This window comes from Methylobacterium sp. UNC378MF, assembly GCF_900103195.1.
Classification (GTDB): Bacteria; Pseudomonadota; Alphaproteobacteria; order Rhizobiales; family Beijerinckiaceae; genus Methylobacterium.
Window position 1 is genome coordinate 120,647 of sequence record NZ_FMWU01000009.1, and the last position, 18,436, is coordinate 139,082.

Consider the following 18,436-nt stretch of genomic DNA (forward strand, 5'->3'; position numbering starts at 1 on the left):
TGCGACGGGCGCGCAGAGTCTCAAGCGTTAGAGCAAAACCGCCGCGTCGTCAGCGTCGGGGCAGCCGCGCCGGACGGATCAACGGTGGAGTGTTGCCGGCTTGCGCCGGTGGGCGCCGACGATGCGCGGGCCCTCACGCGGCGCGCACGGTCTCGAGGAAGCGGCGCACCTCGTCGGTGAGGCGGTCGGATTGCCGAGACAGATCGGAGGCCGATTCCAGCACCTGCGCGGCCGCCATGCCGGTTCCTTCCGCGGCCTTGGCAACGCCGGCGATGCTGCCCGTCACCGCACCGGTTCCGCTCGCCGCCTCGGCGACGTTGCGGACGATCTCCTGCGTGGCCGCACCCTGCTCCTCGACCGCGGCCGCGATGCCGGCCGCCAGATCGTCGATCTCGCGGATCCGGCCGGTGATCGCGCCGATCGCGGCGACCGCCGCATGGGTCGTTCCCTGGACCGCGCCGATCTGGGCCGCGACCTCGTCGGTGGCGCTGGCGGTCTGGCTTGCCAGCGCCTTGACCTCGGCGGCGACCACGGCGAAGCCGCGTCCCGCTTCGCCGGCCCGGGCCGCCTCGATCGCGGCGTTGAGCGCCAGCAGGTTGGTCTGGCCTGAGATGGCGGCGATCAACCCGACCACGGTGTCGATCTTCGCCACGACACCGCTCAGCGCCTGCATCCGATGGACGGTCTGGTCCGCCTCGCCCACGGCCCGTCGGGCGAGATCGGACGCGTTCTCGACCTGCCGGCCGATCTCGGTGATCGAGGTGCCGAGTTCCTCGGCCGCCGCCGCCACGGTGCCGACGTTGGAGGCGGCCTCCTCGGCGGCGGTCGCCACGGCGCCGGACTGGTTCGCCGCCTCGGCAGCCGCCGACGTCATACGCGCGGCGGTGGCCTGCAGCTCCGCCGCGGAGGCGGAGACCTGGGCGGCGATACCGCCGACCGCCTCCTCGAACCGCGCCGCCAGGGCGACCGTCGCGTGCCGCCGTTCCTGAGCGGCGGCCGCATCGGCCCGGCGCAGGCGCTCGGCCTCCTCGGCCGCCTTCCGCACCATCATGGCCTTGATTCCGTCGACCGCCCGTCCGACGGCGCCGATCTCGTCGCGGCGGCGCGCCTCCGCGATCTCCGCCATGACCTCGCCGCGGGCCATGCGCTCGAGCGCGGCGACCAAGCGGCCCAGGGGCCGGGAGATCCCGAGCACGGAAACCAGGCTCGCGCAGACGACGCCGGCGAGCAATCCGAGGGTACCGAACCCGATCAGGCCGTTGCGGGCCGCCCCGGTCTGGACCGTGAGCGCATCGGACCGCGCGTACATGCTGCCTTCGATGGCATCGCCGAGCCGCTTCCCCTCGATGCCGAGGGTCGTGATGCTCGGATCGATCTCCTCACGCGCGCGGTCGAGCGCCGCAGCCCTCTGACCCGCCAGGGCCAGGCCGCGCACCGCCAAAGCCTGCGCGACAAAGAGGTCGGTGCGGTCCCGCTGGGCCAGTACCAAGTCGGAGAAGGCCGGGACCTGCCGGGCCAGTTCGGCGAGCGTCTCGCCGGTCTCGCCGACAACCGTGTCGAACCGGCCAAGGATGGAGCGGATCCGTTGCGGGTCGGTCTCGGCGATCAGGCGCTACAGCAGGTAGGCCAGCGTCATATGCAGCCGGTTGCTGCGGCGGACATTCGAGACCGCCTTCGCGTCGCGGACGATCATCGTGGAATAGGCAGCATCCACCGCCATCATGCGGTTCTGCGCAAACCAGATGCAGCCGCCGACGATCACGGCAACGATCAGATTGATCGACAGGAGCTTCGTGAGGAGCTTCGTGCGCGCGAGGACGTCCATGCGAATCTCCGGGAACGATCCGCAACCCGGACAAGCCGCAACGGCATTCGTCAAGATAAATCCACGTATCACGCGGTGTCGATTATTCGACAAACCGAAGATGCGGACGATCTTGTCTAAGTCATACTCGCCCGCAAATCACCCGACAGCCGGATAACGCGCCAGTTCAAGATACGCTATTCGCCGATCTGCGACGTATCGGAATCGGCTGGATGACCGCCACCCGGGCACCGCCAACCTGTTGATGGTTGCTCAGCGGCGGCCTCAGGCTGGCCGGTGTGACGCGGCGGTCAACAGTCGCCCGGGGGCCATACCCGATGGCATGGCCCGCAGGCTGCTCCGTGAGGCCGGATCGTCAGATCGCCTGGACTTCGCGGATCTCCGGCAGGAAGTGACGGAACAGGTTCTGCACGCCGTGCCGGAGGGTCGCCGTGGAGGATGGGCAGCCTGAGCAGGCGCCCTTCATCTCCAGATAGACCACGCCCTCCTTGTAGCCGCGGAAGGTGATGTCGCCGCCATCGCCCGCTACCGCCGGGCGCACCCGGGTCTCAAGCAGGTCCTTGATGGTCACGACGGTGTCGTGGTCGGCCTCGTCGTAGAACTCCTCGCCGGCCTCGATCTCGCCGTGGCCGCCCTCGGCCATCACCGGCGCGCCGGACTGAAAGTGCTCCATGATCGCGCCGAGCACGGCCGGCTTGACCTGCGCCCACTCCGAGCCATCCTCGGCCTTGGTCACGGAGATGAAGTCGTGGCCGAAATACACACCCGCCACGCCCGGAACGGCGAACAGCGCCGACGCCAGAGGGGACCGGGCGGCGGCCTCGGCGTCCCGCGCCTCGAAGGTCGATTCAGCCAGGACGACGCGGCCGGGCAGGAACTTCAAGGTGGCCGGGTTCGGCGTGGCTTCGGTCTGGATGAACATGATGGGATCACTCCGCTGCGCCGGTTCAAGGCCGGCCGGGACAGGCGCCGCGAGGCGCTACCTTCCATGTGGACCGGCAAGCGGATTTTCTCAACCGGTCGACCCGGTCTCGCCTGCCCGTGAGAGTGGACATTCGAGCGGCGTCACGACAGGACGGGCGTCATCGGGAAGCCAGAGGAGCCGGCAGTGGACGTGACCGCGGACCAGACCCTCGCGCAGGAATTGCTGAAGGATCTGCGCGAGGCACAAACCAAGCTGGAAGCGGCGCGCTCGGAAGCGGCTTCGCTCAAGGTGCTCCTCGCGTTGCGCACGCACCAGCACGACCAGGCGTGGCAGGACGGGCGGCGGCTTGCGGCGGCGCTCGAGGACGCGGAAGCGCGGTCGGAGGCAGCATCCGTCGCGGAGACGGTCGCCCGGAACCACGCGGCCTCAGCCGAGGCCACGGCCATGGCCGACGAGCGCACCGAGGCGGTGCGGACCGTCCTTGGGGCCGTTCTCGCGAGCATCGGCCCCCGCGCCCTCGACCGGCGCCGGTTCCAGGACCTGATTGCGCGCGCCGGCCGAGAGGCGCCGGATCAGGGTCCCGGCGCGGCTCGGCACGCGGTGCTCTTAACCGAGGCGCGACGGGTCTTGGGGATCGCAGAATAGGCCGTGCGACGGCGCGCCGTTCGCCTCCAGACGCCGTGAGCAGGGTTAACTGACGCTTAACCCCACTCTCCCATCGTCGTCCCGGGACGGACAGGAGATCGACCGCATGCTGATCAGCGAGCACCACGTGCGCGAGTGCGCCTATTACATCTGGGAGAACGAAGGCCGGGTTCACGGGCAGGCTGCTGCCCACTGGATCCGCGCCGAAGCCGAACTGCGCGCGAACACGATCGTCGCGGCTGCCCCGGCATCCGAGACGATCGAGACACTGAAGCCCGCCAGGGCCGCCGCTGCGAAGTCCGGTACCGCGAAGCCGGCCGCATCCAAGACCGCCTCCGCTAAGCCTGCCGCCGTCAAGCCTGCGGCCGCAAAGCCGGCAGCCACCAAGGCGCCGCCCGTGAAGGCCGCGGCGAAGCCGGCCGCCCCGAAGCCCGCCCGGGCCTCCAAGGCCGCCGTTACCGCAGGCCTCGCCGCGAAGGCGAAGCCCGCCCGCACCCCGGCCTCGATGCACTGACGGACCCGACGCTTCCGCGTTGCCGAGCCCCTCTCCGAAGCCCGTCCCTTGTGCAGGGGCGGGCTTCTTCCGTTCGCGCGCCCCGACCGGACGGAACAGGCCGACACCCGACAGGTTGTCCGGCCTGGCGCGCCTGGGTGGAGGCTTCGCGCATTTCGGCTCACGACCGACTTCACGGAGGTCCGCCGCCAGATCGGTAAAGGCGGCGAACTGATGCCCGTCTTCCCGTTGGAGGAGCGGATCGAGCAGGAAAGGGAAACGATCGCGGCCTACCGCTCGGACCTGTTCAAGCGGCGCTCCCTGTCCGAGGCTCGGCCCTTCCCCGGTGTCCGGCCGCTGTTCGAACGGATCCGCGCCGCCGGCCCGTAGATTGCGCTCACCTCATCGGGAAGGCGCTCCGAGGTCGAGCGCTACACTGAGATCTTAAGGATCGCCGACCTGGTCAATGTCGCCACGAGTTCGGACGACACCGACCGAAGCCGCACCCCGACAGGCTCGAAGTCGCCCTGAAGCAGCTGGACCGTATGACGCACGACGATATCGGCGGCGTCGGCGACACGTCCTACGATGCCGAGGCTGCCGCGAAAGCAGGCCTGGGCACGATCGGACTCTGTCTGCGGCGGCTTTCCGGAGGCGGATCCTAACGCAGCCGTCTGCGTGGCGATGGACCGTGACCCGCAGGATCTAAACAACCGATTCGCGCAGTCGCCGCTCGCCGGCAGCTGAATTGCGCCTGGGCAAGCAGCTTTTGCGAAAGTGCCACCGTCGTCCACACTTTCCCGCCGCGCTGTTGCCGGAGGGTAACGCGGAGCGATGCCGGCTACGTATTCACGCGAAAGGGGCTGGTACCGAACGACTGAAAGGCGTAGCGACCCGCCCGCCAATCTGGATTCCTTCGAAGGACAAGCGCCTCGCATGCCCCAGACTCACCAGGCCAGCCCGGCACCGCGCTTCGTACCGGCCGCCAAGACGCTGTCGGAGCAGATCGCCGATGCAGTCGAGAGCCGGTCGACACCGCTGAGCCAGTTGCTCCGCCTGATGGCCGCGCTCGAAGCCGAGGGTGGCAACGAGGCCCTACGCCTCCGACTTCGCGCCCGGATCGGTGCGCCGCTCGACGCCTGAGCGCAACGTCGCGGATCAAGGCCGCCGGTGTCGATGACGCCGGCTTCCGCGCTTCACCGGCGGCGAGGCCGCCTGTGCAACGCGGCTCATGCAGGCGAAGTAGATGCGTCGCCCGATCTCTTCGAGTTCCAGCCCTTGAGGATTCGGCGCGGAAAAGACCTTGGCGCGGGCCTCGTTGCGGCACGCCGCGTCCTCGGGGCTCCGGATCGGCGGCTCTGCTCGGGCAGCCCCGCATATCAGAGCCGAGACGATACAGGCTGAGGCGAATACCAATTTACGCGTGCTCGCCAGGGTACTCGGCATACTGACGTTCGGACCTCACTCACTCGAGAGGCCGAAATAGCGCGCCGCGCTTACCAGGAAAGCTTGGTCAGAGTACGGGGCCTCGCAAAATCGATTTCTGGCTCGACTCAGGGCACGAGCCACAGGCATCGTCCCGCATTGGCGACAATCACGCATTCATAGGGTGTGCTACCGATCAGCGCCCGTTGCTCGACGGGGCCGACGTCGCCGCGCGGTATGTGGTGGCAGCCGGCCTCCGAGGGAGCAGGGGCGGCAGCCCCGGAGGCCGCATCGATCCGGCGTGCCGAGATCAACGTCTCGCAGGCGACCACCGAATCCGCCTCCCGCGCCCGCGGATCTGACGGCGCGGCGAGTGTCAGAGCACCCAGAACAAGCGCCAATATTGGTCGGGATCGCATCACGGCCTCTGCCACCCACGCCGCATCAGCGCATAGCGGGTTCAGCAGCGCCCAACGCGCCGAGGCGCCCGTTGGTTTCCGGCGTTAGACACCAACCTTAGATGCAACGACGCCCGCCTTGCGGGCGGGCGTCGCGGGCTCCAGAGCTTCGGATGAGCCACCGGTCCGCAATCAGCGCTTGGTCTTGACCTTCGCCTTGCGGGCCGCGTAACGCGCATCGCGTTGCGCCTTCTTGGAGGCCAGCTCGGCCGACTTGCGCTCCTGCGCCGCTGCAAGTTCAGCAGCCTCGCGGGCGAGCTGGGCGGCGAGTTCCGCCTCCTCCCGTTGGCGCTTTTCCTCGGCGGCCTGCCGCTCGGCGGCGATTCGGGCGGCCTCGCGCTCGCGGAGGCGCTCATCCCGAGCCTTGGCGATCTCGGCACGCGCCTTGGCCTTGGCAATCACGTCCGGGTCGTCGGCCGGCGGGCGCGCCTTGAACTTGGCCAGCAAAGCGGCCTTGGCGTTCTGCGAATTCTGGCGGCGGTCGTCGAAATTCCTGTAGTCGAATGCGCTCATATGACCTTTCTCGGTTTGGTACGTCTCGCGTGTAGCGGGAACATCCGGCGAAGCCGGGCACGTACTCAGTCTGCAGATTCCAACGCCGTCCCCGCGCCTCGGAACCGCATCGATCCATCGGTACTGCCGATGGTCCGACCCGAGCGCTCGGCGTTCGACCGAGCGCTCGGGTCGGACCAGGGTTCGAAAAACGCAAAGCCCTTAATCAGAGCTTCACGCGCGATGCAATCGTCAGGATCTGCGCAGGAGGCCGCTGCAGCGACAAAGCACGCGATCTCTGTAAAAGTTTCGACCGGCGATGCCCAAAAACCTCAAACCATCGACCCAGCGAACAGCTCAGAGCAGCAGGGGTGGGATTGCATCATCACGCCCCGAAAAGCGCTGCGCAAGATAGATAGATCGTGCACAAGCTTCGGACAAGGATGGGAGCAGGCGCTCAGGTGGGCGCAGGCCAATCATAATCGACCAAGTCGATCCTGTGTGGCGTGAACGTCGCGCGGGATGACCTATTCTTGTATCACAAAGCAGATCTGCAAAATCCGCAGCGTTTCTGCCACGGGGCTGCGAGAAGGGGCAGTCGATCTACTCCGGAAGCCGGTACGACGCCGCGCCCGAAATTTTTCCGCTAGGGTCTGCTCTCTGACTGTGCATTCCTGCCTCACTGCTCTGCCCACTCCGACATCGCAGCCGAAAATGCCTAAAATGAAGGCAGCAACGTCGAGCGGCACAGGTGGAGGCCGGGGCTTTTCGCGGCACGAGGCCTGCTTGGCATTCCAACAGCGCTTGCCGCATCCAGCCTGAGGACAGCGATGCTTGAGACACGCACGGCCTTCGATCCCGTGACCTATGCCGAGGCTGCCGCCGCTCTTCTCGGCCTCAATCTTGATCCGATGTGGATCGCGCCGGTTACCGCCAATCTTCGGGTCCTGGCCGCGGCGGCCGAGCTGGTCGAGGATTTCCCCCTGGGCGACGAGGCCGATGCGGCACCGAGGTTCGAAGCGTGACTGCGAACGATTCGCGGACGGCCGTCACGATCACCGCGGCGATTGCCAGCGGTCAGGCCACCGCACGACAGAGCGTGATGGGTTCGTTGGAGCGGATCGGGCGGCTTGACGGTCGGGTCGGCGCCTTCACCGACGTGCTGGCCGCCCGCGCCTTGGCCCGGGCCGATGCGCAGGATGCGGCGCTCCGCGGCGGCGCGGTGCCGGGACCGCTCGCCGGCGTGCCCTTCGCGGTGAAGAACCTGATCGACATCGCGGGCCTCCCGACCCGTGCCGGATCAAAGATCAATCGGGAGCGGCCTCCCGCCGAGCGGGACGGTGCCCTGGTGCGGCGTCTCGAAGCGGCGGGGGCGATCCTGGTGGGCGGCCTCAATATGGGCGAGTACGCCTACGATTTCACCGGCGAGAACGTCCACGACGGCGATGCACACAACCCGCACGCCCTCGACCATATGACCGGCGGCTCCTCCGGCGGCTCGGGTGCGGCCCTCGCGGCCGGCATGGTGCCCCTGACACTGGGCTCTGACACCAACGGGTCGATCCGCGTTCCGGCGGCCTTCTGTGGCTGCTTCGGCCTCAAGCCGACCTACGGCCGTCTGACGCGCGCGGGAAGTTTCCCCTTCGTGGGCAGCCTCGACCATCTAGGGCCGATGGCACGAAGCGTGACCGATCTTGCGCTTGCCTACGACGCGATGCAGGGGCCCGATCCCGACGATCCGGTGGCGGCTCCACGTCCGGCAGAGCCGGTCTTGTCCGCGCTGGAAAGCGGCATCGATGGCCTGCGGATCGCCGTGGCTGGCGGCCACTTCGCCCGCGGCGGTGATCCGGAGGCCTTCGCTGCGGTTGCGCGCGCCGCCGAGGCCCTGGAGGCGGAACGCAGAGTGGAGTTGCCCGAGGCGCACCGTGCACGCGCGGCCGCCTACCTGATCACCGCGGCGGAGGGCGCGACGCTCCACCTCGACCGCCTGCGGACGCGGCCGCAGGATTTCGACCCGGCAGTGCGGGACCGGCTGATCGCTGGGGCGATGATCCCGGCGGCGCATGTAGAGCGGGCGCAACGCTTCCGCCGCTGGTATCGAACGCGCGTGCTCGAGGTGTTCGAGACCGTCGACGTGATCCTGGCTCCGGCCACACCGTGCCGGGCGCCGAAGGGCGGCCAGACCCACTTCGTCCTCGACGGCGTCACGCTTCCGGTGCGGGCCAACATCGGAGTATTCACCCAGCCGATCTCGTTCATCGGCCTCCCGGTCCTGGCTGCGCCGATCCGGCTCGACGCCGGATTGCCGCTTGGGGTCCAAGTGATCGCCGCTCCCTGGCGCGAAGATCTTGTCTTCCGCGTGGCGCGTCATCTCGAACGAACCGGCGTCAGCACGGCACCGATCGCGGAGCTTTCCTGATGGTCATTGACGACCCCGCCGTGAAAGCCGAAGTCGTGGCCGCCTTCTGGGCCTACGAAACGGCGCTCACCACAAACGACGTTCCGACGCTGGAAGCCCTGTTCCGGGACGACCCGCTGACCATCCGGTACGGCATCGGCGAGAACCTCTACGGCATGGACGCGATCCGTGCGTTCCGCCGGGCGCGCTCGCCGGTGGGCCTGGAGCGCACCCTGGCGCAGACGCAGGTCACCACCTACGGGCGGGATTTCGCCACCGCCATGACGCTGTTCACCCGCGCGGGCGCGCCCGGCAAGATCGGCCGTCAGAGCCAGACCTGGGCGCGCTTCCCGGAAGGTTGGCGGGTGGTCGCGGCCCACGTGAGCCTGATCGACGCGGAGTAGCCGCGGTGCGGCCCGCGCCCCGCCCGGGGCGTGTGGCCGCGGGCTTGCATAAGGTCGAGCGTATTCCGCGCCGTCTGGCGCGGACCAACGCGAGTACCCGACCCAAGATGCTCTCCCGTCTGAGAAAACTGGGCGCCCGTGCGGCGCTGGCCGGCGCCCTGGCGCTCTCCGCGAGCACCGCTGCCCTCGCGCAGGGGACGCTGCGGATCGGCATGACCGCCTCCGACATCCCGCTGACCACCGGCCAGACCGACAACGGCGGCGAGGGCATGCGGTTCATGGGCTACACGGTCTATGACGGCCTCATCAACTGGGACCTGTCGAGCGCCGAGCTGGCCTCCGACCTCGTGCCGGGGCTCGCCACCAGCTGGGGCGTCGACGCCACCGACAAGACCAAGTGGACCTTCAAGCTCCGGCCGGGCGTGAAATTCCACGACGGCTCGGACTTCACCGCCGACGCGGTGGTCTGGAACCTCGACAAGCTCCTGAAGGCCGACGCGCCGCAATACGACCCGCGCCAGTCCGCGCAGGGCAAGACCCGCATCCCGGCCGTCGCGAGCTACCGGGTGGTCGACCCGCTCACCGTCGAGATCACCACCAAGGCCCCCGACGCGACGCTGCCCTACCAGATCGCCTGGATCATGATGTCGTCGCCGGCCCAATGGGAGAAGCTCGGCAAGTCTTGGGACGCCTTCGCCAAGCAGCCCTCTGGAACCGGCCCGTGGAAGCTCACCCTGTTCGCACCACGCGAGCGGGCCGAGATGGTGCCGTTCAAGGAGTACTGGGACACGAACCGCGTCCCGAAGCTCGACAAGCTCGTGCTCATCCCGCTGCCCGAACCCAATGCCCGGACCGCGGCGCTCCGCTCAGGCCAGGTCGACTGGATCGAGGCACCCGCGCCGGATTCCGTGGCGTCGCTCAAGGGCGCCGGGTTCACGATCATCACCAACGCCTACCCGCATAACTGGACGTGGCACCTGTCGCGGGTCGAAGGTTCGCCCTGGAACGACATCCGCGTGCGGAAGGCCGCCAACCTGGCCATCGACCGTGAGGGCCTGAAAGAGCTGCTCGGCGGTCTTGCGATCCCGGCCAAGGGCTTCATGCCGCCGGGCCACCAGTGGTTCGGCCACCCGACCTTCGACGTCAAATACGACCCAGAGGCGGCCAAGAAGCTCCTCGCCGAGGCAGGCTACAGCCCGGCCAAGCCGCTGAAGCTCAAGGTCGCGATCTCCGCCTCGGGATCCGGCCAGATGCAGCCGCTGCCGATGAACGAATTCGTGCAGCAGAACCTCGCCGACGTCGGCATTCAGGTCGACTACGAGGTGGTCGAGTGGAACACCCTGATCAACATCTGGCGAGCTGGCGCCAAGGCCGACATCTCCCGCGGCGTCTCGGCAATCAACTATTCGTACTTCATCCAGGACCCGTTCACCGGCTTCATCCGCCACCTGCAATGCAACTTCGCTCCACCGAACGGCACGAACTGGGGCTATTACTGCGATCCGGCGATGGACAAGCTGTTCGATCAGGTCCGCAACACCTTCGACAAGGCCGAGCAGACGAAGGTCCTCGAGAAAGTCCACGAGAAGTATGTTGACGACGCGCTGTTCGTCATGATCACCCACGACGTGAACCCGCGGGCGATGAGTCCCAAGGTAAAGGGTTTCGTACAGGCGCAGAACTGGTTCCAGGACTTTTCGAAGATCACCATCGCGACAGCGGGGCGGTAGCGAACGGGACTACTCTCTCCTCCCCCTTGCGGGGAGGATCCGGAGGTGAGGGTAATTCAGGATGCGGCGTCTTGGGCCACCTGCGCCACCCCCACCTCTGCCCTTTCCCGACAGGGTGAGGGAAATAGACTTGTTCGCGTGACACAGGGCGTTGAATGCTGCTCTACATCCTCAAACGACTGGTCTACGTGACGCCCGTAGCGTTCGGGGTCAGCGTGGTCTGCTTCCTCCTCGTCCATCTCGCTCCGGGCGATCCGCTGAGCGCGGTGCTGCCGGCCGACGCCACGCAGGCCACCATCGACGAGATGCGGGCCGCCTACGGTTTTGATAAGCCGCTGCCGGTCCAGTACCTGATCTGGCTGTGGCACGTGCTTCACGGCGATCTCGGCGTCTCCATCGCGACCGGACGGCCCGTGCTGGGCGAGGTCAGCCGCGCGGTGGTCAACTCGCTGATCCTGGCCTCCGTGGCGACGGTGATCGGCTTCACCTTCGGCACCCTGTTCGGCTTCGTGGCGGGCTACCACCGAAATTCGCTCGCCGACCGGGCGGCCTCCGCGCTGTCGGTCTTCGGCGTGAGCGTGCCGCATTACTGGCTCGGCATGGTGCTGGTGATCGTGTTCTCGGCGACGCTCGGCTGGCTGCCGCCGACCGGCGCCGGGCCCGACGGCTCGAGCAACTGGCGGCCCGACCTTGAGCACCTGCGCTATCTGATCCTGCCGGCCTTCACGATGTCGGTGATCCCGATGGGCATCATCGCCCGAACCGTTCGGGCACTGGTCGCCGACATCCTGTCCCAGGATTTCGTCGAGGCGCTCCGCGCCAAAGGCATGGATGAGCGCGGCGTGTTCCGGCACGTGGTGCGCAACGCTGCCCCGACGGCGCTCGCCATCATGGGCCTCCAGCTCGGTTACCTGCTTGGCGGCTCGATCCTGGTCGAGACCGTCTTCGCGTGGCCAGGCACCGGCTTCCTCCTCAACGCCGCGATCTTCCAGCGGGATCTGCCCCTGCTGCAGGGCTCGATCCTCGTGCTGGCGATGTTCTTCGTGCTCCTCAACCTCCTGGTGGACGTCATGCAGACCGCCCTCGACCCGCGCATCGAGCGCGCCTGAGACGGAGCCCGATGATGACTGCTCCCGTCACCGCGGCCTCCGTCGCCCTCGACGGCAGCGTACTCGCCGCCGAGGACGTGACCCACGGTCCCGAGGCCGCCTTTGCTCCATCGCGCGGCTTCTGGGGCCATGTCGGCCACCGGCTGGTGCGCGACCCCGTCGCCATGGGCGCCGGGGCCGTGATCCTGATCGTCGTACTCGTCGCGATCCTCTCGCCCTGGATCACGCCGATGGACCCCTACAAGGGCTCCATGCTGCGCCGCCTCAAGCATGTCGGCGACGCGACCTACTGGCTGGGCTCAGATGAACTCGGCCGCGACATGATCAGCCGGCTGATGCTGGGCTCGCGGCTGTCGCTGTTCATCGGCGTCACCCCGGTCCTGATCGCCTTCGTCATCGGATCGGGCATCGGGATCCTGGCCGGCTACGTGGGCGGCTGGACCAACACGATCCTGATGCGAACCATCGACGTGTTCTTCGCCTTCCCGTCGGTGCTCCTCGCAATCGCCTTGTCTGGCGCCCTCGGCGCCGGGATCTTCAACTCGATCGTGTCGCTGACATGCGTGTTCGTGCCCCAGATCGCCCGGGTGGCCGAGAGCGTCACCACCGGCATCCGCCGGCGCGACTACATCGATGCCGCCAAGCTCTCGGGCGCCTCGGCATTGACCATCATGCGCGTGCAGGTCCTGGGGAACGTCGTCGGGCCGATCTTCGTCTATTCGACCAGCCTGATCTCGGTCTCGATGATCCTGGCCTCAGGCCTCTCGTTCCTCGGCCTCGGCGTGCGTCCGCCGGAGCCCGAATGGGGCCTCATGCTCAACACCCTCCGCACCGCGATCTACGTCAATCCGGTCGTCGCCGCCCTGCCGGGGGTGTGCATCTTCGTCGTCTCGATCGCCTTCAACCTGTTCTCGGACGGCCTGCGCGCCGCCATGGAAATCCGCCAATGACGGAGATTCGCCAGTGAGCGTCATCCCGGACGCCTCCGATCCGTTCGCCCGCGACCGTGGTGGCCCCGCTCAGCCGCTCCTGTCGGTCTCGGGCCTCACCAAGCACTTCCCGGTCCGCAAGGCGGGCGGGAAGAAGCAGGTTGTCCGCGCCGTCGATGGCGTCGACTTCGATGTCCTCAAGGGCGAGACGCTGGGCATCGTCGGCGAATCCGGCTGCGGGAAGTCCACCACCGCCAAGCTGCTGATGGGCCTGATCGAGCGCGATTCCGGCGGCCTGCTCTACGATGGGCAGGCGGTCGGCGAGCGCGCCATGCCCTGGCGGTCCTACCGCCGCCAAGTCCAGATGGTCTTCCAGGACAGCTACGCCTCGCTCAATCCGCGCATGACCGTCGAGCAGTCGATCGCCTTCGGTCCGAAGGTGAACGGCGTGCCCGGCCGAGAAGCGGTGGAGCGCGCCCGCGGACTGCTCGCCCGGGTCGGGCTGGAGCCGAAGCGCTTCGCCGGTCGCTACCCCCACGAGATCTCCGGCGGCCAGCGCCAGCGGGTCAACATCGCCCGGTCCCTCGCGCTGGAGCCGCGGCTGGTGCTCCTCGACGAGGCGGTCTCGGCGCTGGACAAGTCGGTCGAGGCGCAGGTGCTCAACCTGCTCCTCGACCTCAAGGCCGAGTTCGGCCTGACCTACATCTTCATCAGCCACGATTTGAACGTGGTCCGATTCATCTCGGATCGGGTGATGGTGATGTATCTCGGCCGAGTCTCCGAAATCGGCCCTTCCGACACGGTGCTCGATGCGCCGGCTCATCCCTACACCGAGGCGCTGCTCGCCTCGATGCCCTCCCTCGATCCCGATAACCGCACACAGGTGGCGCTGCTGGCGGGCGACCCGCCGAACCCGATCGACCCGCCCACGGGCTGCCGCTTCCACCCGCGCTGTGCTCTCGCAGAGGACATCTGCAGTCAGACGGAACCGCCGCTCGACGGGATCCAGCCGCTGCACCGCGTCGCCTGTCTCGCCCGGCAGCCCGGCTCCGGCCATTCCGCGGCGCCCATTCCAGCGATCGCCGCATGAGCACGCCGATGCCTCCTTCAGAACCCGCCGTCGCGCTCAACGACCTGCGCGTCGCCTTCGGCAAGGTGCAGGTGGTCGACGGCGTCGACCTGACCGTGGAACGCGGACAGGCGATGGCGCTCATCGGAGAGTCCGGCTCGGGCAAGAGCGTGACGCTCCGCGCGATCCTGCGGCTGTTCCCGGAAGGCCGCAGCCGCATCGAGGGCCGGATCCTGGCAGCCGGCAAGGACGTCCAGGCGTTGACCAAGCGCCAGCTCGCCGATTTCCGCGGCGGCGACGTCTCGATGATCTTCCAGGAGCCGCTGCTCGCCTTCGACCCCGTCTATACGGTCGGCCGGCAGATCACCGAGGCGATCCTGCGCCACGAGAAGATGTCGAAGGACGAGGCCCGCAAGCGTGCCCTGGCCCTGTTCGAGCGGGTGCGGATCCCGAGTCCCGAGCGGCGGCTCGACAATTACCCGCATGAGATGTCGGGCGGCATGCGCCAGCGGGCCATGATCGCGCTCGCGCTCGCCTGCCGGCCGCAGGTGCTGCTCGCCGACGAGCCGACGACGGCGCTCGACGCCACGGTGCAGATTCAGGTGCTGCTGCTCCTGCGCGAGTTGCAGCGCGATCTCGGTCTGTCGATCATCATCGTGACGCACGATCTCGGCGCGGCCGTGGAGGTCGCCGACCGGATCGCCGTGATGTACGCGGGCAAGATCGTCGAGACCGGCACCGCCCATCAGGTCGTCCTGAACCCGCACCATCCCTATACGATCGGCCTGTTGCGCAGCCGGGCGGAAGGGGCGCTGGCCAAGGGCTCCCGGCTCGAGACCATCCCGGGCAGCCCGCCGGATCTCGCGAACCGTCCACCGGGCTGTCCCTTCGCGCCGCGCTGCTTCCTGGCCGAGGAGCGGTGCCGCCGCGAGATGCCGCCGGTCGCCGAGATCGCGCCCGGTCACCACGTCGCATGCTGGCGGACCGAGGAGGCCGCGGAGGCGTACCGAGCCGGCCCAACGCCGGTGCGCGCGGCGGAGCCGGTCCCGGCCTGATCTCGACGCCCCCGCGCCGAGGCTTTATCCGGCTCGGCGCGGTTCCACGGCGGCGGACCGCGATCGAACCCGCCGATCGGGCGTCACGATGAGCCAAGTCCTTTCCGAGCGAGTTCCTACCGAGATCCTGCTCGTTCCGCGGGGCGAGGGCGGGCATTTCCTGCTCGCGGCGCTCGGCTGGCTGGGCAAGCGTATTGCCGTCACGGCCCAGCCCGGCGCGGCGAATCACGTGCTCTGCCTGCCTGTCCTGGATTTTGTGCGCTTGGGCTTCCCGGAGCTGAACGGCCGCCTCGACCTCCTTGAGCCTGGGGATGCGGAGAACCTCCGCGCCGGGCGCGCCGCGCTGCTCCTCGACCTTTCGAACGAGGGACCGGGCCTGCACGCGCCGACGTTCGAGGCGCTCCACCGCAACCTCGCGGGTCTCGGCATCCCGCGCGATCGAGTTATCCTGGTCACGCAGAACCGGCTGCTGCGGCTCGATTACGAGCGGCACTACGGCGAGGGCCTGCGGTTCTGGACCTTCGACTTCTTCCCGCTCCAGGTTGCCCTCTGGCTCGACGCCGAGGCGGGCCCGCGGCTCTTCCCCCAACATCCCCTCGACCGCACCGGCTACACGCCCTTCGCCCGCGCCTCCGGGCCAGCCCGCTTCCTCTGCCAGAACGCGGCTCTGCGCTGGCACCGGGTGCTACTGTACCGCTGGTTCCAGCTCAGCGGGCTCGACCGCGACGGGCTGATATCCTTCCACGGCATTGGCGAGGACAACCCGAAGGCGGGCGGTATCAACGTCTTCCACGCCCCCCCGGAGATCGAGGCGGCCTTCGGGACGCTGCTCGCCGATATCGGTAGCTGGATTCCGCGCCGGGCGCAGCGGATCGATGCCGATCAGCGCACCGACATGGTGATGACCCTCGACACTCAGGCCTATGCGGATTGCGACCTGACCGTGATCTCGGAAACCGACTTCTTCGAATTGGGCGTCGAGCGCATCACCGAGAAGTCGTTGAAGGCGGCTGCGACGGGCCTTCCCTTCGTGATGGTAGGCGCGCCGCGTGCCGTCGAACGATTGTCCGAACTGGGGTTCCAAACCTTCGGTGGCCTGATCGATCACCATTACGATCTCGTGGCCGATCCGGCCGAGCGCCTGCCGCTCGTGTTCCGGTCGATCGAGCGGGCCTGGTCCGCTTGCCGGGACGACCGGGTGCGCTGGCAGCGCATGGCCCGGGACCAGGCCCAGGCCAACGTCGCCCATGCCCGGCACGGGTTGCTGCCGCAGCTCGACAGGGTGATGGTCGTGCCGCTGATCGAGCGCCTAGGCCGGTTTATGGAAACGGGCGCGATCGTGCACTGACTGCGCAAACGCTGTGACCGCAGCCCCTCTATCGCCGATCCGCCATTGCAGCGCCTGCGGACGCGGCCATTACGTCGCGGTCCAATTCTGCCCCTTCTGCGGGGCGTCCCAGGAGCCGCAGCGATCCGGACCGGACGACGCTCCCGTAAAACCGGCGCCGGCAGACCCGGCGCCCGCGGTGAGCTTCCATCTGGTGCCGTCGCCGGTACCGGACGAACCGGTCAGCGCGGAGGCGCCATCCGCCCCGGCAGCCGTCGCGCATCCACCGCCGCCCACGGGCGCCCCGTCTCGACGGCACCGTCGGGCACCGAGGCCGCGCCGGGTCGTGCTGGCGCTGATGACCGTCGGCGCACTCGCATGGTTGGCGCTGGGCAAACGGACCGCGCTTCCGGCTCCGGTCAGGATCGCGGTTCAGTCCGGCTGGACGGTGGTAGCGCTCGCCTCGTTTCAGGGCGCGTCAGCGCTGCGGATCACCGGCGACGGTGTCTTCAGCTTGCGCATCGACGGTCGGCGGGTGGTGCGCGTTGCGCCGGGTCGCGGCGCGACCGTCCGGATGAAGACCCTGCGGAGCTTGGACGTGCGGTCTGTCCACGGGCGTGCCGTGGTCACGGTGACGCCGCGGGGGTGAACGGCACCGCGCCACGGATGTCAGGGGAGGGCGCGCAGGGTCTCCGCGAGGCGGCGAACGGCCGGATCGATCGCCCGCTCCGGCACGGCGGCGTAACCGAGCAGCAATCCCGGCTCCGCCGGCCCGGCATGATAGGCCGAGAGGGCGACCGCGGAGATCCCAGCCTGCCCAAGCGCCGCCGCGGCGGCCACGTCGGTAAGGGAAGCGTCCCAGGCCGCCCCGGGGCGGGCGATGACATGCATCCCGCCCTCCATCGGGGCGATTGCGACGAGATCCGCGGCGTGGCGGCGTGCGGCCTCCACCAACGCCTCCTGCCGCAGCGCGTAGAGGCGGCGGGTCCGGCGGAGATGGCCGGCGAGATGTCCGTCCTCGATGAACCGCGCCAGCGCCCATTGGCCGATCCCGGGCGGGGCCGGCCCCGTCTCCGCGAGGGCCTGGTTGACGGGCGCCACGAGGCCGCGCGGCAGCACGAGATAGCTCAGGCCGAGGGCGGGGAGCAGCAGCTTCGAGAAGCTGCCGACATAGATTACCCGGCCGCCGCGATCGAGAGTGCGAAGCGGCGCCAGTGGGCGCCCGGCATAGCGGTAGGCTCCGTCGTAATCGTCCTCGACGATCCATCCAGAGACTGCTTCGGCCCAGGCCAGGAGATCGAGGCGGTTCGCCAAGCTCATCGCGTGGCCGAGGGGGTAGTGATGTGCCGGCGTCACCACCGCGAGCCGCGCTCCGGGCGCCGGCTTGGCGGCCAGGGTCACCGGCAGGCCGCCCGGACCGACCGCGACAGGGATCGGGCGCAGGCCGGCACTGGCGAGGGCCTGTGCGATGCCGGGAAAGCCGGGCTCTTCGACCAGCGCGGTCTCGCCGGGATCGAGAAGCAGTTCGGCCAACAGGCGCAGGCTCTGGCGGATGCCCGCCGTGACGATGACGTCGTCGGCCTCGCAGGCGACGCCGCGCGCCTGCGCCAGATAGGCGGCAATGGCGCCGCGCAGGGCCGGCGAGCCGCGCGGATCAGGCTGCTCGGTCGGGCCGTGACGCCACTCGGCCTGAAGCAGGCGGCCCCAGACCTCGAACGGGAAGGCGTCCTGAGCCGGCCGGCCGAGGGCAAAGGCGTCGGGCACGCCCGGCCCCGCCATGTAGCGCCGTACCGGGGCAGCCACGAGCCGGGTGCCCCGGTGCGACAGGTTCGGGGCCGGCTCGGCACCCGGTCGCCGGATCGGACACGGCGCGGGGAGTGCGTCGTCCGGCAGGGTCGCGGCGACGCGCGTCGCCGAGCCCTGCCGCGCCGTCAGATAACCCTCGGCGGTGAGTTGCTCCAGCGCCAGGACGACAGTCCCGCGCGCGCAGCCGAGATCGGCCGCCAGGACCCGCGAGGCCGGGAGCCGTGCTCCGCGCGGCAGGCGACGATCGAGAATCGCCGCGCGCAGACCCTCCCGAAGCTGTGCGTGCAGCGGCGTCGCGGCCGCGGCGTCGAGGGTTAGCGTCAGGGGCAGGGGGAGCCGAGCCATG

Annotated in this window: 21 protein-coding genes; 15 read left to right on the top strand and 6 right to left on the bottom strand. The window is 68.8% G+C overall.

Going from position 1 to position 18,436, the window contains the following annotated elements:
* Positions 1-133 precede the first annotated feature (133 nt).
* The 3 genes from BLT59_RS11440 to BLT59_RS11445 form a co-directional block, all read right to left on the bottom strand.
* Entirely contained in the window at positions 134-1,489 is a 1,356-nt protein-coding gene (locus BLT59_RS11440) for a methyl-accepting chemotaxis protein (protein ID WP_348272284.1), read from the bottom strand.
* A 123-nt stretch (positions 1,490-1,612) separates the two neighbouring features.
* Positions 1,613-1,825, bottom strand: coding sequence for a hypothetical protein (locus BLT59_RS32250; RefSeq protein WP_348272285.1), 213 nt, complete (start codon positions 1,823-1,825; stop codon positions 1,613-1,615).
* 355 nt (positions 1,826-2,180) lie between these two features.
* Positions 2,181-2,747: a NifU family protein gene (locus BLT59_RS11445; protein WP_091779561.1), complete on the bottom strand. Its 567-nt coding sequence runs from the start codon at positions 2,745-2,747 to the stop codon at positions 2,181-2,183.
* A gap of 186 nt (positions 2,748-2,933) precedes the next feature.
* On the opposite strand from BLT59_RS11445, the gene BLT59_RS11450 reads away from it, so the two are divergent.
* The 5 genes from BLT59_RS11450 to BLT59_RS11465 all read left to right on the top strand — a co-directional run bounded on the left by BLT59_RS11450 (position 2,934) and on the right by BLT59_RS11465 (position 5,031).
* The gene (locus tag BLT59_RS11450) at positions 2,934-3,395 is read left to right on the top strand and encodes an atp-dependent helicase (protein ID WP_091779563.1); all 462 of its coding nucleotides are present in this window, start codon (positions 2,934-2,936) and stop codon (positions 3,393-3,395) included.
* A 106-nt stretch (positions 3,396-3,501) separates the two neighbouring features.
* Complete coding sequence (locus BLT59_RS11455) at positions 3,502-3,909, top strand: DUF2934 domain-containing protein (RefSeq protein ID WP_091779565.1); 408 nt, start codon at positions 3,502-3,504, stop codon at positions 3,907-3,909.
* Positions 3,910-4,122: 213 nt separating this feature from the next.
* Positions 4,123-4,278 (top strand): hypothetical protein, encoded by a 156-nt coding sequence (locus BLT59_RS31780; RefSeq protein ID WP_244513945.1) that lies wholly within the window; start codon positions 4,123-4,125, stop codon positions 4,276-4,278.
* Positions 4,279-4,433: 155 nt separating this feature from the next.
* Complete coding sequence (locus BLT59_RS31785) at positions 4,434-4,553, top strand: hypothetical protein (protein ID WP_244513946.1); 120 nt, start codon at positions 4,434-4,436, stop codon at positions 4,551-4,553.
* 271 nt (positions 4,554-4,824) lie between these two features.
* Positions 4,825-5,031, top strand: a complete 207-nt coding sequence (locus BLT59_RS11465) for a hypothetical protein (protein WP_091779567.1) — start codon at positions 4,825-4,827, stop codon at positions 5,029-5,031.
* A 15-nt stretch (positions 5,032-5,046) separates the two neighbouring features.
* On the opposite strand, the gene BLT59_RS31790 is transcribed toward BLT59_RS11465, so the two are convergent.
* Both BLT59_RS31790 and BLT59_RS11480 read right to left on the bottom strand, forming a co-directional pair.
* Positions 5,047-5,334: a hypothetical protein gene (locus BLT59_RS31790; RefSeq protein WP_091779569.1), complete on the bottom strand. Its 288-nt coding sequence runs from the start codon at positions 5,332-5,334 to the stop codon at positions 5,047-5,049.
* A gap of 569 nt (positions 5,335-5,903) precedes the next feature.
* The gene (locus BLT59_RS11480; protein ID WP_091779571.1) at positions 5,904-6,284 is read right to left on the bottom strand and encodes a DUF6481 family protein; all 381 of its coding nucleotides are present in this window, start codon (positions 6,282-6,284) and stop codon (positions 5,904-5,906) included.
* Positions 6,285-7,093: 809 nt separating this feature from the next.
* Between BLT59_RS11480 and BLT59_RS11485 the strand changes: the two genes are divergently transcribed.
* From BLT59_RS11485 to BLT59_RS31255, 10 genes are all read left to right on the top strand, one after another.
* On the top strand, positions 7,094-7,288 hold the full coding sequence (locus BLT59_RS11485; protein WP_091779573.1) for a DUF4089 domain-containing protein: 195 nt from the start codon (positions 7,094-7,096) through the stop codon (positions 7,286-7,288).
* Positions 7,285-8,682, top strand: a complete 1,398-nt coding sequence (locus BLT59_RS11490) for an AtzE family amidohydrolase (protein WP_091779575.1) — start codon at positions 7,285-7,287, stop codon at positions 8,680-8,682. Before BLT59_RS11485 ends, BLT59_RS11490 begins: the two co-directional genes overlap by 4 nt.
* Positions 8,682-9,065 (top strand): oxalurate catabolism protein HpxZ, encoded by a 384-nt coding sequence (gene hpxZ / locus BLT59_RS11495; protein WP_091779577.1) that lies wholly within the window; start codon positions 8,682-8,684, stop codon positions 9,063-9,065. The genes BLT59_RS11490 and hpxZ overlap by 1 nt, the downstream gene beginning before the upstream one ends.
* Positions 9,066-9,172: 107 nt before the next feature.
* On the top strand, positions 9,173-10,795 hold the full coding sequence (locus BLT59_RS11500) for an ABC transporter substrate-binding protein (RefSeq protein ID WP_091779578.1): 1,623 nt from the start codon (positions 9,173-9,175) through the stop codon (positions 10,793-10,795).
* A gap of 155 nt (positions 10,796-10,950) precedes the next feature.
* On the top strand, positions 10,951-11,904 hold the full coding sequence (locus BLT59_RS11505) for an ABC transporter permease (RefSeq protein WP_091779580.1): 954 nt from the start codon (positions 10,951-10,953) through the stop codon (positions 11,902-11,904).
* Between the two features lie 14 nt (positions 11,905-11,918).
* A complete protein-coding gene (locus BLT59_RS11510; RefSeq protein WP_091779729.1) occupies positions 11,919-12,854 on the top strand; it encodes an ABC transporter permease in 936 nt (311 codons plus the stop codon).
* 13 nt (positions 12,855-12,867) lie between these two features.
* The gene (locus BLT59_RS11515; RefSeq protein ID WP_091779582.1) at positions 12,868-13,923 is read left to right on the top strand and encodes an ABC transporter ATP-binding protein; all 1,056 of its coding nucleotides are present in this window, start codon (positions 12,868-12,870) and stop codon (positions 13,921-13,923) included.
* A gap of 8 nt (positions 13,924-13,931) precedes the next feature.
* On the top strand, positions 13,932-14,957 hold the full coding sequence (locus tag BLT59_RS11520; RefSeq protein ID WP_091779731.1) for an ABC transporter ATP-binding protein: 1,026 nt from the start codon (positions 13,932-13,934) through the stop codon (positions 14,955-14,957).
* Between the two features lie 88 nt (positions 14,958-15,045).
* Positions 15,046-16,305, top strand: coding sequence for a hypothetical protein (locus BLT59_RS11525; protein WP_091779584.1), 1,260 nt, complete (start codon positions 15,046-15,048; stop codon positions 16,303-16,305).
* A gap of 325 nt (positions 16,306-16,630) precedes the next feature.
* Positions 16,631-16,933 carry a hypothetical protein gene (locus BLT59_RS31255; RefSeq protein ID WP_091779586.1) on the top strand — a complete coding sequence of 101 codons (303 nt, stop codon included), beginning with the start codon at positions 16,631-16,633 and terminating at the stop codon, positions 16,931-16,933.
* Between the two features lie 20 nt (positions 16,934-16,953).
* Here BLT59_RS31255 and BLT59_RS11535 read toward each other — a convergent pair whose 3' ends face one another.
* A complete protein-coding gene (locus tag BLT59_RS11535) occupies positions 16,954-18,435 on the bottom strand; it encodes a MocR-like pyridoxine biosynthesis transcription factor PdxR (RefSeq protein WP_091779588.1) in 1,482 nt (493 codons plus the stop codon).
* Position 18,436 lies beyond the last annotated feature (1 nt).